This window comes from Thermodesulfobacteriota bacterium, assembly GCA_035325995.1.
GTDB lineage: Bacteria > Desulfobacterota_D > UBA1144 > Nemesobacterales > UBA2774 > JADLGH01.
Window position 1 is genome coordinate 137,316 of the sequence record DAOKYU010000007.1, and the last position, 15,669, is coordinate 152,984.

General features: G+C 57.3%; 14 protein-coding genes. 7 read left to right on the forward strand and 7 right to left on the reverse strand.

Annotation, left to right across the window (positions count from 1 at the left end):
• Positions 1–8 precede the first annotated feature (8 nt).
• The 6 genes from rbfA (at position 9) to miaA (ending at position 5,683) form a co-directional block, all read left to right on the forward strand.
• Positions 9–350, forward strand: a complete 342-nt coding sequence (gene rbfA / locus PKC29_10855) for a 30S ribosome-binding factor RbfA (GenBank protein HML95917.1) — start codon at positions 9–11, stop codon at positions 348–350.
• Positions 343–1,326 (forward strand): bifunctional oligoribonuclease/PAP phosphatase NrnA, encoded by a 984-nt coding sequence (locus PKC29_10860; GenBank protein HML95918.1) that lies wholly within the window; start codon positions 343–345, stop codon positions 1,324–1,326. The genes rbfA and PKC29_10860 overlap by 8 nt, the downstream gene beginning before the upstream one ends.
• Positions 1,323–2,234, forward strand: coding sequence for a tRNA pseudouridine(55) synthase TruB (truB, locus tag PKC29_10865; GenBank protein ID HML95919.1), 912 nt, complete (start codon positions 1,323–1,325; stop codon positions 2,232–2,234). The genes PKC29_10860 and truB overlap by 4 nt, the downstream gene beginning before the upstream one ends.
• Positions 2,235–2,274: 40 nt before the next feature.
• A complete protein-coding gene (gene rpsO / locus PKC29_10870; GenBank protein ID HML95920.1) occupies positions 2,275–2,544 on the forward strand; it encodes a 30S ribosomal protein S15 in 270 nt (89 codons plus the stop codon).
• Positions 2,545–2,596: 52 nt separating this feature from the next.
• The gene (pnp, locus tag PKC29_10875; protein HML95921.1) at positions 2,597–4,684 is read left to right on the forward strand and encodes a polyribonucleotide nucleotidyltransferase; all 2,088 of its coding nucleotides are present in this window, start codon (positions 2,597–2,599) and stop codon (positions 4,682–4,684) included.
• A 66-nt stretch (positions 4,685–4,750) separates the two neighbouring features.
• Positions 4,751–5,683: a tRNA (adenosine(37)-N6)-dimethylallyltransferase MiaA gene (miaA, locus tag PKC29_10880; GenBank protein ID HML95922.1), complete on the forward strand. Its 933-nt coding sequence runs from the start codon at positions 4,751–4,753 to the stop codon at positions 5,681–5,683.
• Positions 5,684–5,704: 21 nt separating this feature from the next.
• Here miaA and PKC29_10885 read toward each other — a convergent pair whose 3' ends face one another.
• Together PKC29_10885 and PKC29_10890 are read right to left on the reverse strand one after the other, a co-directional pair.
• The gene (locus PKC29_10885) at positions 5,705–6,199 is read right to left on the reverse strand and encodes a cytochrome c-type biogenesis protein CcmH (protein HML95923.1); all 495 of its coding nucleotides are present in this window, start codon (positions 6,197–6,199) and stop codon (positions 5,705–5,707) included.
• Positions 6,200–6,219: 20 nt separating this feature from the next.
• Positions 6,220–6,771 (reverse strand): TlpA disulfide reductase family protein, encoded by a 552-nt coding sequence (locus tag PKC29_10890; GenBank protein HML95924.1) that lies wholly within the window; start codon positions 6,769–6,771, stop codon positions 6,220–6,222.
• A 185-nt stretch (positions 6,772–6,956) separates the two neighbouring features.
• Here PKC29_10890 and PKC29_10895 point away from each other — a divergent pair, with 185 nt between their 5' ends.
• A complete protein-coding gene (locus tag PKC29_10895) occupies positions 6,957–8,714 on the forward strand; it encodes a diguanylate cyclase (protein ID HML95925.1) in 1,758 nt (585 codons plus the stop codon).
• A 48-nt stretch (positions 8,715–8,762) separates the two neighbouring features.
• Here PKC29_10895 and PKC29_10900 read toward each other — a convergent pair whose 3' ends face one another.
• The 5 genes from PKC29_10900 to PKC29_10920 form a co-directional block, all read right to left on the reverse strand.
• Positions 8,763–9,161 carry a hypothetical protein gene (locus PKC29_10900; GenBank protein HML95926.1) on the reverse strand — a complete coding sequence of 133 codons (399 nt, stop codon included), beginning with the start codon at positions 9,159–9,161 and terminating at the stop codon, positions 8,763–8,765.
• Positions 9,162–9,237: 76 nt separating this feature from the next.
• Positions 9,238–9,747 (reverse strand): cytochrome c, encoded by a 510-nt coding sequence (locus PKC29_10905; GenBank protein ID HML95927.1) that lies wholly within the window; start codon positions 9,745–9,747, stop codon positions 9,238–9,240.
• Between the two features lie 13 nt (positions 9,748–9,760).
• Positions 9,761–12,889 (reverse strand): efflux RND transporter permease subunit, encoded by a 3,129-nt coding sequence (locus PKC29_10910; GenBank protein HML95928.1) that lies wholly within the window; start codon positions 12,887–12,889, stop codon positions 9,761–9,763.
• A 29-nt stretch (positions 12,890–12,918) separates the two neighbouring features.
• The gene (locus tag PKC29_10915; GenBank protein ID HML95929.1) at positions 12,919–14,325 is read right to left on the reverse strand and encodes an efflux RND transporter periplasmic adaptor subunit; all 1,407 of its coding nucleotides are present in this window, start codon (positions 14,323–14,325) and stop codon (positions 12,919–12,921) included.
• Positions 14,322–15,596: a TolC family protein gene (locus PKC29_10920; protein ID HML95930.1), complete on the reverse strand. Its 1,275-nt coding sequence runs from the start codon at positions 15,594–15,596 to the stop codon at positions 14,322–14,324. The genes PKC29_10915 and PKC29_10920 overlap by 4 nt, the downstream gene beginning before the upstream one ends.
• Positions 15,597–15,669 lie beyond the last annotated feature (73 nt).

Below are 15,669 nucleotides of genomic sequence, written 5' to 3' on the forward strand. Positions count from 1 at the left end.
ACCGGCCGATGGCAAAGAGGTCAAGCAGGGTAGGCGACCAGATTCTTAAAGAAGTATCGGGGATGCTGGTCAGGGGAGAGATCAAGGACCCCCGCGTAAGCGGCGTGTCGGTTACGGAAGTGAGGATGTCGGATCTCGGAATGGCCGAGATCTACTTTACGCTCCCCGGCGGGGAGGCCGGGAAGGACGAAGCCCTTTCGGGGCTCGAAAGCGCCAGGGGGTTTGTCCGCGGGAAGCTCGCGTCCAGGCTGAGGATGAGAAAGGTACCGGACATAAAATTCATATTCGACATCGCGCTCGAAAAGGGCTACAGAATAGACGAGATACTAAAGGAGATTTCCGGTGAATGAAGAGATGAAGGCCGTGATCGAGGCCATCCGCAATTCCGGCAGGATACTCATTACATCGCACGAAAACCCGGACGGCGACGCGCTCGGCTCGACTCTCGGGCTCGGACTCGGGCTCGAAAAGCTGGGGAAGGAGGTGGTCTTTTACAATAAGGACGGGGTGCCCGAGCTTCTGACTTTTCTCCCGGGCTCGGAGAGGATCCGAACTTCACTCGAAGGCGCGGGCGATTTCGACCTTGCTTTTGCCGTCGACTGCACCGGAACGAGCCGGGCCGGGGACGAATTCGAGGATTTCGTTAAGGCCGGCCGATGCAGGCAGGTCGTCATAATAGACCACCACCAGACGAACAGCAGCTCGGCAGACATACATCTTCTCGATTCCGGGTCTTCTTCGACAGGCGAGATCGTATACCTTCTCTTAAAGACGATGTCCGTGGAGATAGACGAAGCGATAGCGAAAAACTTATACACCACTATAGTGAGCGACACCGGGTCGTTCAGGTACTCGAACACGAATCCGGTGACGTTCAGGGACGCCTCGGAGCTTGTCGAGCGGGGTGTTGACCCTGCTGAAATATCGGAAGCTCTCTTCGAGAGCGAGCCGCTCCGGAAGCTCCGGCTCGTGGCTCTTGTGCTTCCCACGCTGAGCGTCCGGGAAGGGAACAGGGTAGCCTCGGTTGTCATAGATAGAAGCATGTTCGAAAAGGCGGGCGCCCGGAGGGAGGATACCGAGGGGCTCGTCAACATACCCAGGAGCATAAAGGGCGTCGAGGTCGCGGTCGCGTTCAGGGAAGAAGCCGGGAACGGGTCCCCCTTCTGGAAGATAAGCTTCCGGTCCAAGGGGGACGTGGACGTCGCCAGGATAGCCGAGCGTTTCGGGGGCGGGGGGCATAAGAAGGCCGCGGGCTGCTCCGTGGAAGGGACGCTCGAGGAAGTGCAGTCGAAAGTGTTCGGCTGTATAGGCGAGGAGCTTGAATGAATGGAGTGATAGTCCTCGACAAGCCCGAGGGTATAACGTCCCGGGCGGCGGTAAACACTGTAAACAGGCTTCTTCAAATAAAAAAATCGGGCCATACCGGTACGCTCGACCCGTTCGCCACCGGCGTTTTGCCGATCTGCGTAAACGACGCCACGAAGATAATTCCTTTTATGAATAGCGGTTACAAGAAATACGAGGCGCTCATAAGGCTCGGCATAAGGACCGACACCATGGATCTCACCGGGAAAGTCCTTTCCGAGGAGGCGCTTCCGGACATAGATAAAATCGCGCTTCAAGGTGTATTTTCTAAATTTATAGGTAAAATTAATCAGATTCCCCCAATGTTTTCGGCATTGAAGAAGGGCGGGGTAAGGCTCTACGATTATGCTCGAAAGGGGGTCGAAGTGGAAAGGGCTCCGAGAAGTGTGACGATAAAGGAACTAGAGCTCCTGGATTTAAATCCGCCCTTTATCAGGATTATGGTAAAATGTTCGCGCGGGACGTACGTGCGCGTGCTGGCATCCGATATAGCCGACGAGCTCGGCTGCGGCGGGCACCTTGCGGAGCTGAGAAGGATTGAAAGCGACGGCTTCGGGCTCGAGCGCGCCGTGACGATAGAAGATTTAACGAATGGCGTCGTCAGGCTCATGCCTCTCGAAGACGCGTTGTCGCACATGGCGCGTGTCGATGTCGGGCGCGACCTGGCGGCGGAGATAAGGGAAGGAAAACAGATAAGAAAGACAAGCTTGAAAAATATCGACATCCCCGATTTCAAGACGGGCGACAAGCTGGGCGTCTATGAAGACGGCAGGCTCATTTCCGTCACCGAGGCCCTTACGGATGCGTCGGGCATGGACACCGCCGAGGACGGCGAGGTCGTGCTCAGGCTGCTCCGTGTCCTGAATTGAAAACGGACGTTTTTATATATCTTACTGAGGAGGGTATTAAATGCCTATAGATAAGGAAGAGAAATCACAGATAATAAGCGAATTCGCTCATCATCCGAAAGACGTCGGCTCGTCCGAGGTCCAGGTGGCTATACTTAGCCGCCGCATACAGGACCTTTCGGCTCATGCGGAGAAGGCGCCCAAGGATTTTCATTCGAGGCGTGGGCTTGTATCGCTGGTTGCGAAGAGGAGAAGGCTTCTCAACTATATTAAAAGGCACAACCCGGAGAGCTATCCGGAACTCATACAGAAACTCGGACTGCGAAAGTAGGGTTTAAGGAGGTTTAGTTTTGAGCAATCAACCAAAGAAAGTTGAAACCCGGATTTTCGGGAAACGATACGAGCTCGATACGGGCTCGCTGGCGCGTCAGGCCAGCGGGGCGGTATTCGCGCGTAACGAGGACACGGCGGTACTGGCTACCGTCGTCGCAGTGGATGAAAAGACCGAGGGCGAGGATTTCCTTCCCCTCACTATTAACTACCAGGAAAGGCCGTCCGCGGCGGGAAAGATACCCGGCGGCTACTTCAAGCGTGAAGGCAGGCCGAACGAGAAGGAAGTTCTTACTTCGAGGCTTATAGACAGGCCGATAAGGCCGCTCATCGCGAAGGACTTCACGTTCCAGACGCAGATCATCGTCACAGTCTTTTCGGCCGACGCCGACCACGACCCGGACGTGTTGTCTATTACGGCGGCCTCGGCCGCGCTCATGGTTTCGGACGTCCCGTTCGCGGGGCCGCTCGCGGCTGTGAGGGTCGGAAGGGTCGAAGGAAGGTTCATATGCAACCCGACGAAGGAGGAGCTCGCCGAGAGCGATATGAACATAGTGGTCGCGGGCACCAAAGATGCGATAGTGATGGTGGAGGGGGGGGCGAACGAGGTCCCGGAACCCGAAATCGTCGACGCGCTCATGTTCGCCCACGAAAGCATACAGGAATTCATCAAGCTCCAGGAAGATCTTTTGTCCGGGCTCGAGATAGAAAAGAGGCAGTACGAAGGGCCGGTCGAAGAGGACCCGTTCGAGGCCGAGATTCTGGCGTTTGCCGGCGGGAAGCTGAAAGACACGCTCGTATGGTCCTCGAAGGCCAAGAGGCGCGAGCGCATAAAGAGCATCAAGCAGGAAACCGAAGAGCACATGGCCTCTCTTCATCCCGAAGAAGAGGAAATAAAGATTTCAAAGCCCTTCGAGAAGGTTCTGAAGTCCCTCGTCAGGGACCTCATCGTAAAGGACCGGATAAGGCTCGACGGCAGGGGTTATACCGACGTCAGGAACATATACGGCCAGGTCGGATTCCTCCCCCGCGCCCACGGCTCGGCGCTGTTTACCAGGGGCGAGACGCAGGCGGCGGTCACCGCGACGCTCGGGACGGCGTACGACGAGCAGAGGATCGACTCGCTCGAAGGCGACATCACGAAGACCTTCATGCTCCACTACAACTTCCCTCCCTACAGCGTCGGCGAAGTCAGCCACAGGCTCGGGCCGGGCAGAAGGGAGATAGGGCACGGAGCGCTCGCCGAAAGGGCGATACTGCCGGTGCTTCCGCCGAAGGACCAGTTCCCGTACACGGTGAGGGTCGTCTCCGACGTTCTGGAATCGAACGGCTCCTCTTCGATGGCGACTGTCTGCGGCGCGGCGCTTTCGCTCATGGACGCGGGCGTACCCATAAGCGCGCCCGTGGGCGGCATAGCGATGGGCCTCATTAAAGAGGAAGACAACTTCGTCATCCTGACGGACATACTCGGCGACGAGGACCACCTCGGCGACATGGACTTTAAGGTCGCGGGCACGAGGGCGGGCGTCACCGCGCTTCAGATGGATATCAAGGTTATCGGCGTCACGAGGGACATACTTTCGACGGCGCTTGAGCATGCGAATAACGCAAGGATGGTCGTCCTCGACAAGATGGCCGAGATACTCGACCAGCCGAGGGGCGATATATCGCCGTTTGCGCCGAGGATAATCTCCATACAGATTAACCCGGAGAAGATAAAGGACGTCATAGGCTCCGGCGGGAAGACCATAAAGAAGATAGTCGAGGTTACCGGTGCGCAGATAGACATCGACGACAGCGGCAGGGTCAACATCGCGTCGCCCGACAGGGATGCATGCGACAGGGCCGTCAAGATCATCCAGGGTATTGTCGAGGAGATAGAGGTCGGAAAGATTTACAGGGGAACCGTAAAACGGATACTAGATTTCGGCGCTATCGTCGAGCTTGGCTTCGGTAAGGACGGACTCGTTCATATATCCGAGCTTGCCCCGAACAGGGTCAATAGCGTAACCGACGTCATTCAGGAAAATGACGAGATACTAGTCAAGTGTATCAGCAGGGAGAACGACGGCAGAATAAGGCTCAGCCGTAAGCAGGCCCTTGGCGAAGACATAGAGAATTACACCAACAACGCACTCTAGAATTGTCCCGGGACCGGCGGGCCTAACGGTTCTCCGGTCTTACGTTCCATTCTCCGAAGAAAAGCGGTGAAAGAAAAGAAACCGAGACTGCTCGTCATCCTTGGCCCCACGGCATCCGGCAAGAGCCGGCTCGCGATGGAAATCGCAGGGGCCCTGGACGGTGAGATCGTGAGCTCGGACTCCCTCCAGGTTTATAAGCATCTCGACATAGGAACGGCGAAGCCCTCCCCCCAAGAGAGGGCCCGGGCGCCGCATCACCTCGTAGACATCCTAGAGCCCGGCGAAGAGTTTAACGCCGGGACCTTCAGGCGTGGGGCCTCTTCGGTCATAGAGTCTCTCGCCGCGGCCGGTAAAAAAATAATAGTCGCGGGCGGGACGTACCTGTATGTAAAGGCGCTCCTCTCGGGCCTTATCGAGGGCCTCCCCGCCGACCGCGGGCTGAGGGCCGCGCTCAGGAAGGAGCGGGCGGAGCACGGGCCGGAGTATCTCTACAAGAGGCTCTCATCTGTCGACCCGGAATCGGCTTCGAAGATTCATCCCAGGGATTACATCAGGACCGAGAGGGCCCTCGAAGTGTACGAGCTAACGGGCCAGAAGATGTCGCTCCTCCAATCACTCCACGAATTCGGCGTCCGCGATTACGATTACCTCAAAATCGGTATAAACGTCGAGCGCCAGGAGCTCAGGCAGAGAATAGACGAAAGGGTTGACGGCATGATCTCGGCCGGGCTCGTGGACGAGGTGCGTCGCCTCCGCGCCATGGGATACGGCCCGGGGCTAAAGCCCATGCAGTCCATAGGCTATAAGGAGATGAACGCTTACATCGACGGAGAGATCGGCCTCGAAAGGGCAGTCGAGCTCATAAAGCGCGACACCAAACGCCTGGCCAAGCGCCAGATGACGTGGCTAAGGGCTGATAAGGAGATTCACTGGCTGGATATTCCGGAGGATATGGGAAAGGTTCTGGAAATTGCCGAGGTATTCTTCCGAGGCGAATGAGCCGCACCCTGCAGTAATACGTCACTCGTACTTCTTGAGCTCCTCGTCCACCTTCTTTAAATACTCGCTTTCGGATTCTTCCCCGGGCGCCGCCGGAATGAATTCGACGTCGTCCCCGGGCCGTTTGGACTTATGAAGGAAGAGCGCGATACCCACCGCGCCCAGGACGACCGCCATACCGGGCATTACCCAGAGGAGCCAGTTTATCCCCTTTTTCGGGGGCGACGCGAGTATGGAGTCGCCGTAGCGTTTTACGAAGTAGTCGATCACTTCCTGGTTGGTCTTCCCTTCTTCGAGCTGCTTCCTTATTATCTGCCGCATGTCGTTCGCAAGGTTCGAGTTCGACTCGGCGACGCTCTGCCCCTGACATACGGGGCACATGAGGAGATAGGCAATCTCGTTAACCCTGTCGTCTAGGCTCTTCTCGTCGGCAAGGGCGGAGGCGGAAAAGAGGAACAGCACGGTCAGCGCCAGAGTGATGATGCCACTATATTTCTTCGTGTTCGTTAACGTCATGATATCGCTCCGCCCGGCGGCTATGAAGTCTCGGCCTCGCCGGGCTTCATGGCCCTTTCGAGGTAATAATCGATTATTTCGCCCGTGAGCGGGCCGTTGTACTTGTCCCGTATCCTGCCCGTCTCGTCGATAAAGTATGTCTCGGGCACCCCTCCTATACCGAAGTCTACCTGTATCTCCTCTTCGGGGTCTATACCGTGGGGATATTGCCCGCCGAACCTCTCCATGTACGACATGGCGTTCTCGTTGTCGTCCCAGACGTTGACGCCGATGAATACGACGTCCCTGTCCTTGTACTTCTGCCACGCTTCTTCGAGGGCCGGGGCCTCCTGGCGGCAGGGGATGCACCACGACGCCCAGAAGTTGAGGAGCACTGTCTTTCCCTTGAGCTCCTCCGAGGAAATTCTCTTTCCGTCGTAAAGCTTTATCGTGAACGGAGGGGCCTCCTTTCCGACGAGGGGCGAAGTCTTCGTGATGTCCCTCTCACCGAAGAGCGCATATCCAAGAACGGCCAAAATTATCAGGATGACCGCGAGAACGGTATATTTGATGATAGAATTAATTATTCTCATCTTGCCTGCTTTTCTGGGGAATGAGAGATATTATAGCCAATCCTGTGAAATTTTCATATTATACGGGATATTAAGACCGTTTCGGGCCGGAGGCCCGTTTCTTTCACAACCCGGCGAAATCCCGGGGGCGTTGTGCTATAATAAAAGCTCAGGGTTATGGGTTTTTCCCCGGCAATAATATATACATGAACAGCGACTACGATAATGTCGGGAACGGCAGCATGAGGTTTCATGACGAAGAGGTGGAGCGTTACAGGGCTCTCCTCGAATACGGGGTTCTCGACACTGCGCCGGAAGAGGCGTTCGACGAGATATCCCGTCTCGCCGCTTATATATGCAAAACCCCCATCGCGCTGATTACATTCGTCGATGAGGGCCGGGAATGGTTTAAATCCGTGACCGGCCTCGACGCGGACATTTCCGAAGTCCCCAGGGACAAGTCTTTCGGGGCGTACGTGATTAATAACCAGGGCGACTTTCTGTCTATATCCAACCCGCTCGAAGACGACAGGACAAAGCGTAATCCTTTTCTTAACAAATTGAAGGACATAAATTTTATAGCGGGGGTCCCTCTCACGGACGACGCCGGACACAAGCTCGGGTCGCTCTCGGTCATGGGATTCACCCCGAAGGAATTGAGCTCCGAGCAGATATCCATGCTGCATACGATAGCGAGGAAGGTCGTGCTCCAGCTCGAAAAGAACCGGAACGCCGTCGAAGAGCGGGAGAGACGGCATGAGACGGGGCTCAGGGTCGCCGCGGCCTCCGGCGACGTTCTCGAGAATAACGGCTCCGCGAAGGAAGAAGACAGCGAATATTCAGCCCCTGCCCCGGATAACCCGGTCTTGAAAGCCGAAGCCGGGACGGTTAATCCCGAAGCGGGGGCGGATGAAGAAGGCCCCGAAGCCATACGAAACGAGATAAGGGGCAGGCTTGGGGATCTCGAGAGACAGAACAAAAAACTCCTTCTTTTATGCGAGATGGACGAGCTTTTACAGGCTTCGAGGACGGAGGAAGAGGTTTATACGATAATAGCCCATTATTCGAAGCTTCTTTTTCCCGAGGGCTCGGGCGGACTTTTCATTTTCAACGATATTCTTACGCTGCTCGAATGCGTTACGAGCTGGGGCGAAATAAAAAGCCAGCGCGAGTTCCTCCCGGACAAGTGCTGGGCGCTCAGGCTCGCCAGGGTGCACATGTCGAACAGCCTAAGCCGGGAGCTTTACTGCCAGCACCTCGACCATTCGGAATCCGTAAACTACTTCTGCGCGCCGCTGGTTGCCAGGGGGAAGACGCTCGGTCTCCTATACATCGAGCAGGGGAGTTCTTCCGGAAGCGAGACCGACGCCCACGCACGGCATGCGTACGACCAGCACATTGCCGCGACTGCGGCCAAGCTTTCGGCCCTTAGCCTGGCCAACATCCAGCATCACGAGTCTCTCAAGAATTTCGCCATATACGATTCGCTTACCGGGCTCTTCAACAGGCGCTACATGGAAGAAACCCTGAAGCGCGAGATAAGCAGGGTGACACGTAACAAGGAGCCGCTCGGGCTTATAATGATAGACATCGACCATTTCAAGCAGTTCAACGACACATACGGCCACACGGCCGGGGACATGCTGCTCAAAAGTATCGGGGATTTCTTCAGGGACAGCATCAGGCGCGAGGACATCGCATGCCGTTACGGGGGAGAGGAGTTCGTTCTCATTCTTCCCGGCTCGTCGCTCGAAAATACCTTCCGGAGGGCCGAGCAGCTCCACGAGGAAATAAAGCGCGTCCGCGTGAGGCACAGGGGCGGGTTCATAAGCTCGGTCCAGGTTTCTATGGGCGTCGTGGTCTTCTCCGAGCACGGCAATTCGGCCGAGCTCCTCCTGGAATCCGCCGACAAGGCCCTGTACAAGGCGAAGTCCCTCGGCCGGAACAGGATAGTAGTAGCCTGACGGCGACGCCCGGAAACCGGGCGACCCGCCGATTTCACGTCCCGCTTCTCAGTCGGCCGAAGCCGGGGTTCCCTTGAAGCTCTTTAGATTCTCGGCGCTCTCGAAATAATAGACGCTGCCGTCGGGGGCCGCGCCTATGACTGCAGCCGCCTTATCCACCTGCTGCCCGCTAACCGGGTCCACGGCCACCCTGCTCTCCGCGCTCGCTTTCAGGCGCGCCTCGCACATCTCGCAGCAACCGTAGTAGGTTTTGTCCTCGACGACGACGGGTATCTGCTCCTTGGGGAAGACGTGGTCCGTCATCATGCATACGTACTTGGACTCGACCCGGGTCACTGCGGGCGAGCCGTTATCGGCCCTTGATTCGCTGAGCTGAAATCCAAATACCGCGGCCATGCAAAGGGCGGCAAGGGCGAATGCCTTCAATGTCAACATTCTCGTATTCATATCTGTTTCCTCCTTGAAGTGGAATCCGGAATTAAAATTATATACGACGTTTCCTTTGTTAAAAACGAAATCTTAATCAGTGTCCGTTTTCGTGCGTGTGCCCGTCCGACTCTTCTTTCATGCGCTCATAGTCATCGGTAGTCATACCGGGCAGCCTGTCCACGAACGCCGCTATTGCCCATATCTCGTCGTCCGTGTGTGTCGAGCCGAATTCGAGCATCGCGGTCATCTTGATGCCGTGCTTCACCACCCAGAAGGTCTCGCGCGGCTCGAGCCCCCCGGCGATTTCTGTAAGCGCCGGGGGAGGCGGGTTGAATCCCTTCGCCGGCTCCGCGCCCGGAGCGCCGTGACATCCGGAGCACATGTCGTCGTAGAGGCCGAAGCCCTTCTCTACGAGCGAAGGGTCGTCAAGGGCCGGAGCGCTTATGTCCCTCGAATGATACTCTATGGACCTGTCCCTGGCCTCCGTCAGTATCCACTCAACGGGCTTTGTGTGAGGCTCCGTGGCCGCGACGTTGTAGCGGCCCGAATAGATGTAATAAAAAGCACCGCCTATAATAACTACCAGGAGAAATATGGTTTTCATGTTACCTCCCTCCTTATGGTTTAGCTTCACCCGTCAGCTTCCTTCCTTTCCAGAAGGAATAAACCACAGGGATAATTATAAGCGTAAGTGCGGTCGAAGTAACGAGCCCCCCGACCATCGGCGCCGCGATTCTTTTTACCATGTCGGCCCCTGCCCCCGTGCTCCACATGAGCGGCATCAGGCCCAGTATAGTCGTTGCGACCGTCATCATCTTCGGCCTCACCCTCTGCACGGCGCCTTCCATTATCGCTTCGTCGAGGTCTTTCTCCGTTTTCATGGAGCCGCTCCCGACCCTTCTTTCGTAGGCCTCGTCTAGGTACATGATCATGACTATGCCCGTCCCGGCCGCGAGCCCCGCGAGCGCGATTATCCCCACCCACACTGCTATGCTCATGTTGTATCCGAGAAGATACAGAATCCAGACGCTCCCTATGAGAGAGAAGGGGACCGTGAAGAGAACGATGAAGGATTCGGTCACGGAGCTGAAATTGATGTAGAGGAGAAGGAATATTATGAAGATCGTGAGCGGGAGAATATAGGACAGCCTCTCCTTTACACGTTGTAAATATTCGTACTGCCCCGCCCATTCGAGGTAGTAGCCCGCCGGCAGCTCGACCTTCTCCCGTATGATTTCCTTGGCCTCGTTCACATACCCCTCGTAGTCCTTTCCTGAGGCGTCGATGAAGACGTAGCCCACCTTCTGCCCGTCCTCGTTCCTTATCTCGGAAGGGCCGGTGCTGAAGCTTATGTCGGCGAGGAGCGTAACGGGCACCTGTGCCCCGGAAGGGGTGCCGACGAGGACTCTTTCGAGCCTTTCGGGATCCGTCCTGAAATCCCTTTGGTACCGGACGTTGACGGGGTATCTCTCCTGTCCCTCGACCGTCTGCGAGATGTTCTTCCCGCCTATGGCCGTTTCGATCACTTCCCCTACGTCGCCGACCGTGAGGCCGTACCTGGCCGCCTTCTCGCGGCTTATGTCGAAGTCGAGGAAGTATCCGCCCGTGATCCTCTCGGCGAAGACGCTCCTAGTCCCGGGCGTGCCGGAGAGGGCTTTTTCGATTGAGGTGCCAATCTTCTCTATCGTTTTAAGGTTGGGGCCGAACACCTTTATGCCGAGGTTGCTCCTGAAGCCCGAGGTCAGCATTTCCGTTCGCGTCTGTATCGGCATCCAGAATATATTCGCCATTCCGGGGAACTTTACCGCATCGTTCATTTCGGCTATAAGCTTGTCCCACGTCATGCCCTCGCGCCATTCGGATTCGGGCTTTAACGTGACGACCGTCTCGACCATGCTGAGCGGCGCGGGGTCGGTCGGGGATTCCGAGCGGCCGATCTTTCCGAACACCCTTTCGACCTCGGGGAACTGCTTGAGCATCCGGTCCTGTATTTGGAGGACGCGCGTCGCCTCCGTTATCGACATGCCGGGCACGGCTGTAGGCATGTAAAGAATCGTCCCCTCGTTTAAAGGCGGCATGAACTCCGAGCCGAGCTTTAAAAACGGCACAATCGTCAGGAGGAAGAGCACGATCGAAGTTATGAGCACGGTCGGCTTCCAGCGGAGGACGAATTTCATCACCGGGTCGTAGAGCTTTATAAAGAACCTGCTTATCGGGTTCGTCTCCTCGGGCTTTATCCTGCCCGTGACGAGGAGCGCTATGAGCGCCGGGGTTATCGTTATCGCGAGGAGGGACGAGAAGAACATGATAAACGTCTTCGTGAAGGCGAGGGGCTTAAAGAGCCTCCCCTCCTGGTATTCGAGGGTGAAGACGGGGAGGAACGAAACCGTTATTATGAGGAGCGAAAAGAATACCGGCCTTCCGACCTCCTTCATCCCTTCCATCACGGCCCGGAACCTGTCGCCTTTCTCGCCTTCCTCCTGCCACTTCTCGAGCTTCTTGTGAACGTTCTCTATGAGCACGATGGACGCGTCGACCATCTCGCCTATGGCTATCGCGATCCCGCCGAGCGACATTATATTCGCGTTGAGTCCCATGTAGTACATCGGTATGAACGCCATGAGAACCCCTATCGGTATCGAGATTATGGGGATCGCGGCGCTCCTCCAGTGAAGGAGGAAAACGATTATGACGAGGCTCACGATTATCATTTCCTCGATCAGGGTCCCGCGCAGCGTATCTATCGCTCTCTCGATGAGATTCGACCTGTCGTACGTCGTGACGATTTCGACTCCCTCGGGGAGCGACGGCTTCACGTCTTCGAGCTTCTGTTTTACCCTCTCGATGACGTCGAGGGCGTTCTCGCCGTAGCGCATGACGACTATGCCGCCGACGGTCTCACCCTTGCCGTCGAGCTCGGCGGCCCCGCGTCTCATGTCGGGCCCGAGGTGAACGGACGCGACGTCCCTCACGAGAACCGGCGTCCCGTTTCCGTTCGTGCCTATGGAAATGTTCTCTATGTCTTCCGTCGATTCTATGTATCCCCGTCCCCTGACGAAATACTCGGTGGAGGCGAGCTCGACGACCCTGCCGCCGACGTCGTTGTTGCTCCTTCTCACCGCATCGATAACGTCGTTTACGGGTATCCCGTACGCCAGGAGCTTGTTCGGATCGATTTCTATCTGGTACTGCTTGACGAACCCCCCGACGCTCGCTACCTCGGCCACGCCGGGGACGGATTCGAGCCAGTAGCGGAGATACCAGTCCTGGAGGCTCCTAAGCTCGGAGAGGTCTCTCGTTCCGGTCTCGTCGGTGAGCGCGTACTGGAAGACCCAGCCAACGCCCGTCGCGTCGGGCCCGAGGGTAGGGGTCACGCCTTCGGGGAGCTTTCCGGCGACCTCGTTCAGGTATTCGAGCACCCTGCTCCTCGCCCAGTAAATGTCGGTCCCGTCCTCGAATATGATGTAGACGAGTGACGTCCCGAACATCGACTGCCCCCTCACGGCGCTCACGCCGGGCGCTGCTATCATGCTCGTAACTATCGGGTACGTAATCTGGTCCTCTATGATGTCGGGGCTCCGGCCGTCCCAGTCGGTGTAGACGATTACCTGGACGTCCGAGAGGTCGGGGATGGCGTCGAGCGGCGTATTCTTCATCGCCCAGTAGCCCCAGACGGCCATGAAAGCGACTATGGTAATCGTGATGAACCTGTTTTTCGCCGAGTATTCTATTATCCTGTCTATCATCTCTGTCTCCGTCGGATATGCCGCGCCGGTCAGTGGCTGTGGCCCGCTCCGTCCTCCTGCCACGCCGCCGCCGCGTCCTGTATCCTGCTCTCGGAATCTATGAGAAAACGCGCGTTTGTGACGACGAGCTCCCCGTCCGAGAGGCCGCCCAGCACTTCGTAGTATCCGCCGGCTTTCGCCCCGAGCCTGACGGCCCTTATCTCCATTCTGCCCCCGCCCTTGCTGACGAAGACGATGTCGCTCGCGCCCGTACGCAGCACGGCCGAGTCGGGGACGGCCAGCCTTTCGCCTACGGGGACGTCTATGACGACGTCGGCGTACATCTCGGGAAGGAGGCTGAGGTCGGGGTTCGGGAATTCGAGGCGCGCCTTAGCCGTCCGGGTCTTCATGTCGAGATGAGGGGATATAAACGTCACCTTCCCCTTGAATTCACGGCCGGGGAGGGCGGCGAGCGTCATCGTGGCCTCGTCTCCGACCTTGACCAGGGAAATCTCGTTCTCGTATACGTCGGCCTCGACCCAGACGCTCGAATGGTCGGCTATCGTGTAAAGGACGGTGTCGGGCTCGACGTACATGTTGGGGAAGACGTTCTTTTCGAGGACGTGGCCCGAGACGGGGGAGTAGACGACGAGGTTATCCTTCACCTTTCCGGTTCTCGCGAGCTCGTCTATCTGTCCCTGAGATACGTCCCAGAGCCTGAGTCTCCTCTCGGCGGCATCGAGGAGCGCGTCGGAGCCGCCGGATATTTCCGGATAGCCGCTGCCCGAGAGGGCATCCTTCGAGCGGAGGGCTATAAGGTATTCCTCCTGCGTCGAGACGAGCTCGGGGCTGTATATGGAAAAGAGCGGCTGGCCCTTGTGGACGTGCTCGAACGTGTAATCGACGTAGAGCCTGTCCACCCAGCCGCTGAACCTCGTGTGCACGCGCTCGACCTTCGTCTCGTCGAGGACGACTATGCCGACGGTTCTTATAGTCCTGTCGAGTGGGCGCATCGTTACAGGCGTCGTCTTCACGCCTATGAGCTGCTGCCTTTCCGGGCTCACCGTAAATTCCGTCTTCGGCTTGCCGGCGTCTGCGTCCGTCGGGATTTCCTCCATCACGTGCCCGCCGTGGTCTTCACCTTGAGGCGTTCGGGTCTCGTCCGGCGCGTCGTGATGCTCGTGGCCGTTATCCTTCATCACGGGGGTGAGCTCCATGCCGCATATGGGGCACGTGCCGTGGTCTTTCATCTTCACCGATGGGTGCATGGGGCATGTCCAGTAATCTATCTCGCCCTCGGCCGTCAGCACGGGCTTCAAGGTGTGCTCGTGGCCCTTTTGAAAGAAAGGGATTTCCCTCAGGCCCGGAAGGGCGTGACCGTAACGGTATAATCCGTAGGCGATTACCGCGAGGGCGATAAGTACGGCGACGAGGGTGATGCTGTTTCGTTTTTTCATTTTCCTTCTCCTCCGGCTCCTGCGATCTCTGCCCCTGTAAACTCCTCTATCCTGGCTATTGCCTTCAGATACTCCGCGAGGTTTCTTTCGTATTCGAGCTCGAAGCTGAATACGGCGGCGAGGCTGTCGAGGAGGGCCGAAAAGTCGACGGCGCCCGTCTGGTATGCCGACGTCGCGGATTCGAGGGCCAGCCTCGATTGCGGGATTATCCCTTTTTCGTAAAGGTCCATCAGCTTCGCGGCAGTCCTCGCACCGAGGTAGCTTTCCTTAACGGAGAAGAGGACCTCCCGGTTCGTATTCCTGTAATCCTCTTCGGCGCCCCTCAGGTTGAGCGCCGCCTCCTCGACGCCGAGGCTCTGCTTCCGCCAGAAGTAGAGCGGCACCTTGACCCCGAGCGACACTTCCCAGACGCCGTCCATGCCCTTCCCCTCCTTCCCCATCACTCCGGGAGAGAGGCCGACGACGAAGTCGGGGTAGAGCTCCTTCCTGGCGAGGGCGAGCGATTCCTGCCCGGACATGACCAGGCTTTCCTTTACGGCAAGGGCGGGGGAGTTCTCCCCGGCGAGTGTTTCCGCTTCTTCGGGCGAGAAGGGAAGGGGCGTCCTTGCGGGCTCCTCCGGCCTCCCGAGAGGGGCGTCCGACGGGCGGTCGAGGAGGGAATTGATCCCGGCCTCTATTATCTCTCTTCTGAGCTCGAGCACTTCAATCTGCTCCAGGAGCTTCGACGTTTCGACGCCGGCCGTGATCATGTCCTGCTGGGCGCCCCTTCCGACCTCGTACCTTACCTTCGCTATCTCGGTGAATTTTTCGAGGAGCGTTTTATTCTTCCGGGTGATCTCGATCGCTTTCAGTGTGAGCTGCCAGTCGTAGTAGGCAGATTTGAGATCGGCGACTACTTTCCTTTCGCTCGCCTCGTATGATTTGCCTTCGGCCTCTGCGTATATCGAGGCTATCTTCTCCTTGAGCGAGAGCTTGCCGGGAAAGGGTATCTCCTGCGAGACCGAAAACCTCAGCATGCTGTTCGGGTCTTCTTCTAGTGTGATGCTGTCGAACGTGACGTTCTGCCAGCCGACGCCTATCATGGGGTCGGGCAGGGTGCCCTCCTGCTTCGGACGTTTTTGCGACGCCTCCCACCTGGCCCGTGCGGCTCTCAGCCCGGGATTCTTTTCGAGCGCTTCGAGAACGAGCGAGTCGAGCGTCACGACGTCGTCGGCGTGCGAGATGGCTGAACATCCCAGTAAAATCGCGAGGACGCATAATAAATTCTTCATCTTTTCACCTCCATGGAGGTTTTAAACAGTTCTCTGGCTTACGGGTTTTAAAGATTCGAAAAGACGCAGGTAT

Excerpts from the sequence above, each read along its gene's own strand:
- PKC29_10885 (HML95923.1), bottom strand. The coding sequence starts at position 6,199 with ATGACGTTAACGAACACGAAGAAATATAGTGGCATCATCACTCTGGCG.
- PKC29_10890 (HML95924.1), bottom strand. The coding sequence starts at position 6,771 with ATGAGAATAATTAATTCTATCATCAAATATACCGTTCTCGCGGTCATC.
- rpsO (HML95920.1), top strand. The coding sequence starts at position 2,275 with ATGCCTATAGATAAGGAAGAGAAATCACAGATAATAAGCGAATTCGCT.
- PKC29_10900 (HML95926.1), bottom strand. The coding sequence starts at position 9,161 with ATGAATACGAGAATGTTGACATTGAAGGCATTCGCCCTTGCCGCCCTT.
- PKC29_10915 (HML95929.1), bottom strand. The coding sequence starts at position 14,325 with ATGAAAAAACGAAACAGCATCACCCTCGTCGCCGTACTTATCGCCCTC.
- truB (HML95919.1), top strand. The coding sequence starts at position 1,323 with ATGAATGGAGTGATAGTCCTCGACAAGCCCGAGGGTATAACGTCCCGG.
- PKC29_10910 (HML95928.1), bottom strand. The coding sequence starts at position 12,889 with ATGATAGACAGGATAATAGAATACTCGGCGAAAAACAGGTTCATCACG.
- PKC29_10905 (HML95927.1), bottom strand. The coding sequence starts at position 9,747 with ATGAAAACCATATTTCTCCTGGTAGTTATTATAGGCGGTGCTTTTTAT.
- rbfA (HML95917.1), top strand. The coding sequence starts at position 9 with ATGGCAAAGAGGTCAAGCAGGGTAGGCGACCAGATTCTTAAAGAAGTA.
- PKC29_10920 (HML95930.1), bottom strand. The coding sequence starts at position 15,596 with ATGAAGAATTTATTATGCGTCCTCGCGATTTTACTGGGATGTTCAGCC.
- PKC29_10895 (HML95925.1), top strand. The coding sequence starts at position 6,957 with ATGAACAGCGACTACGATAATGTCGGGAACGGCAGCATGAGGTTTCAT.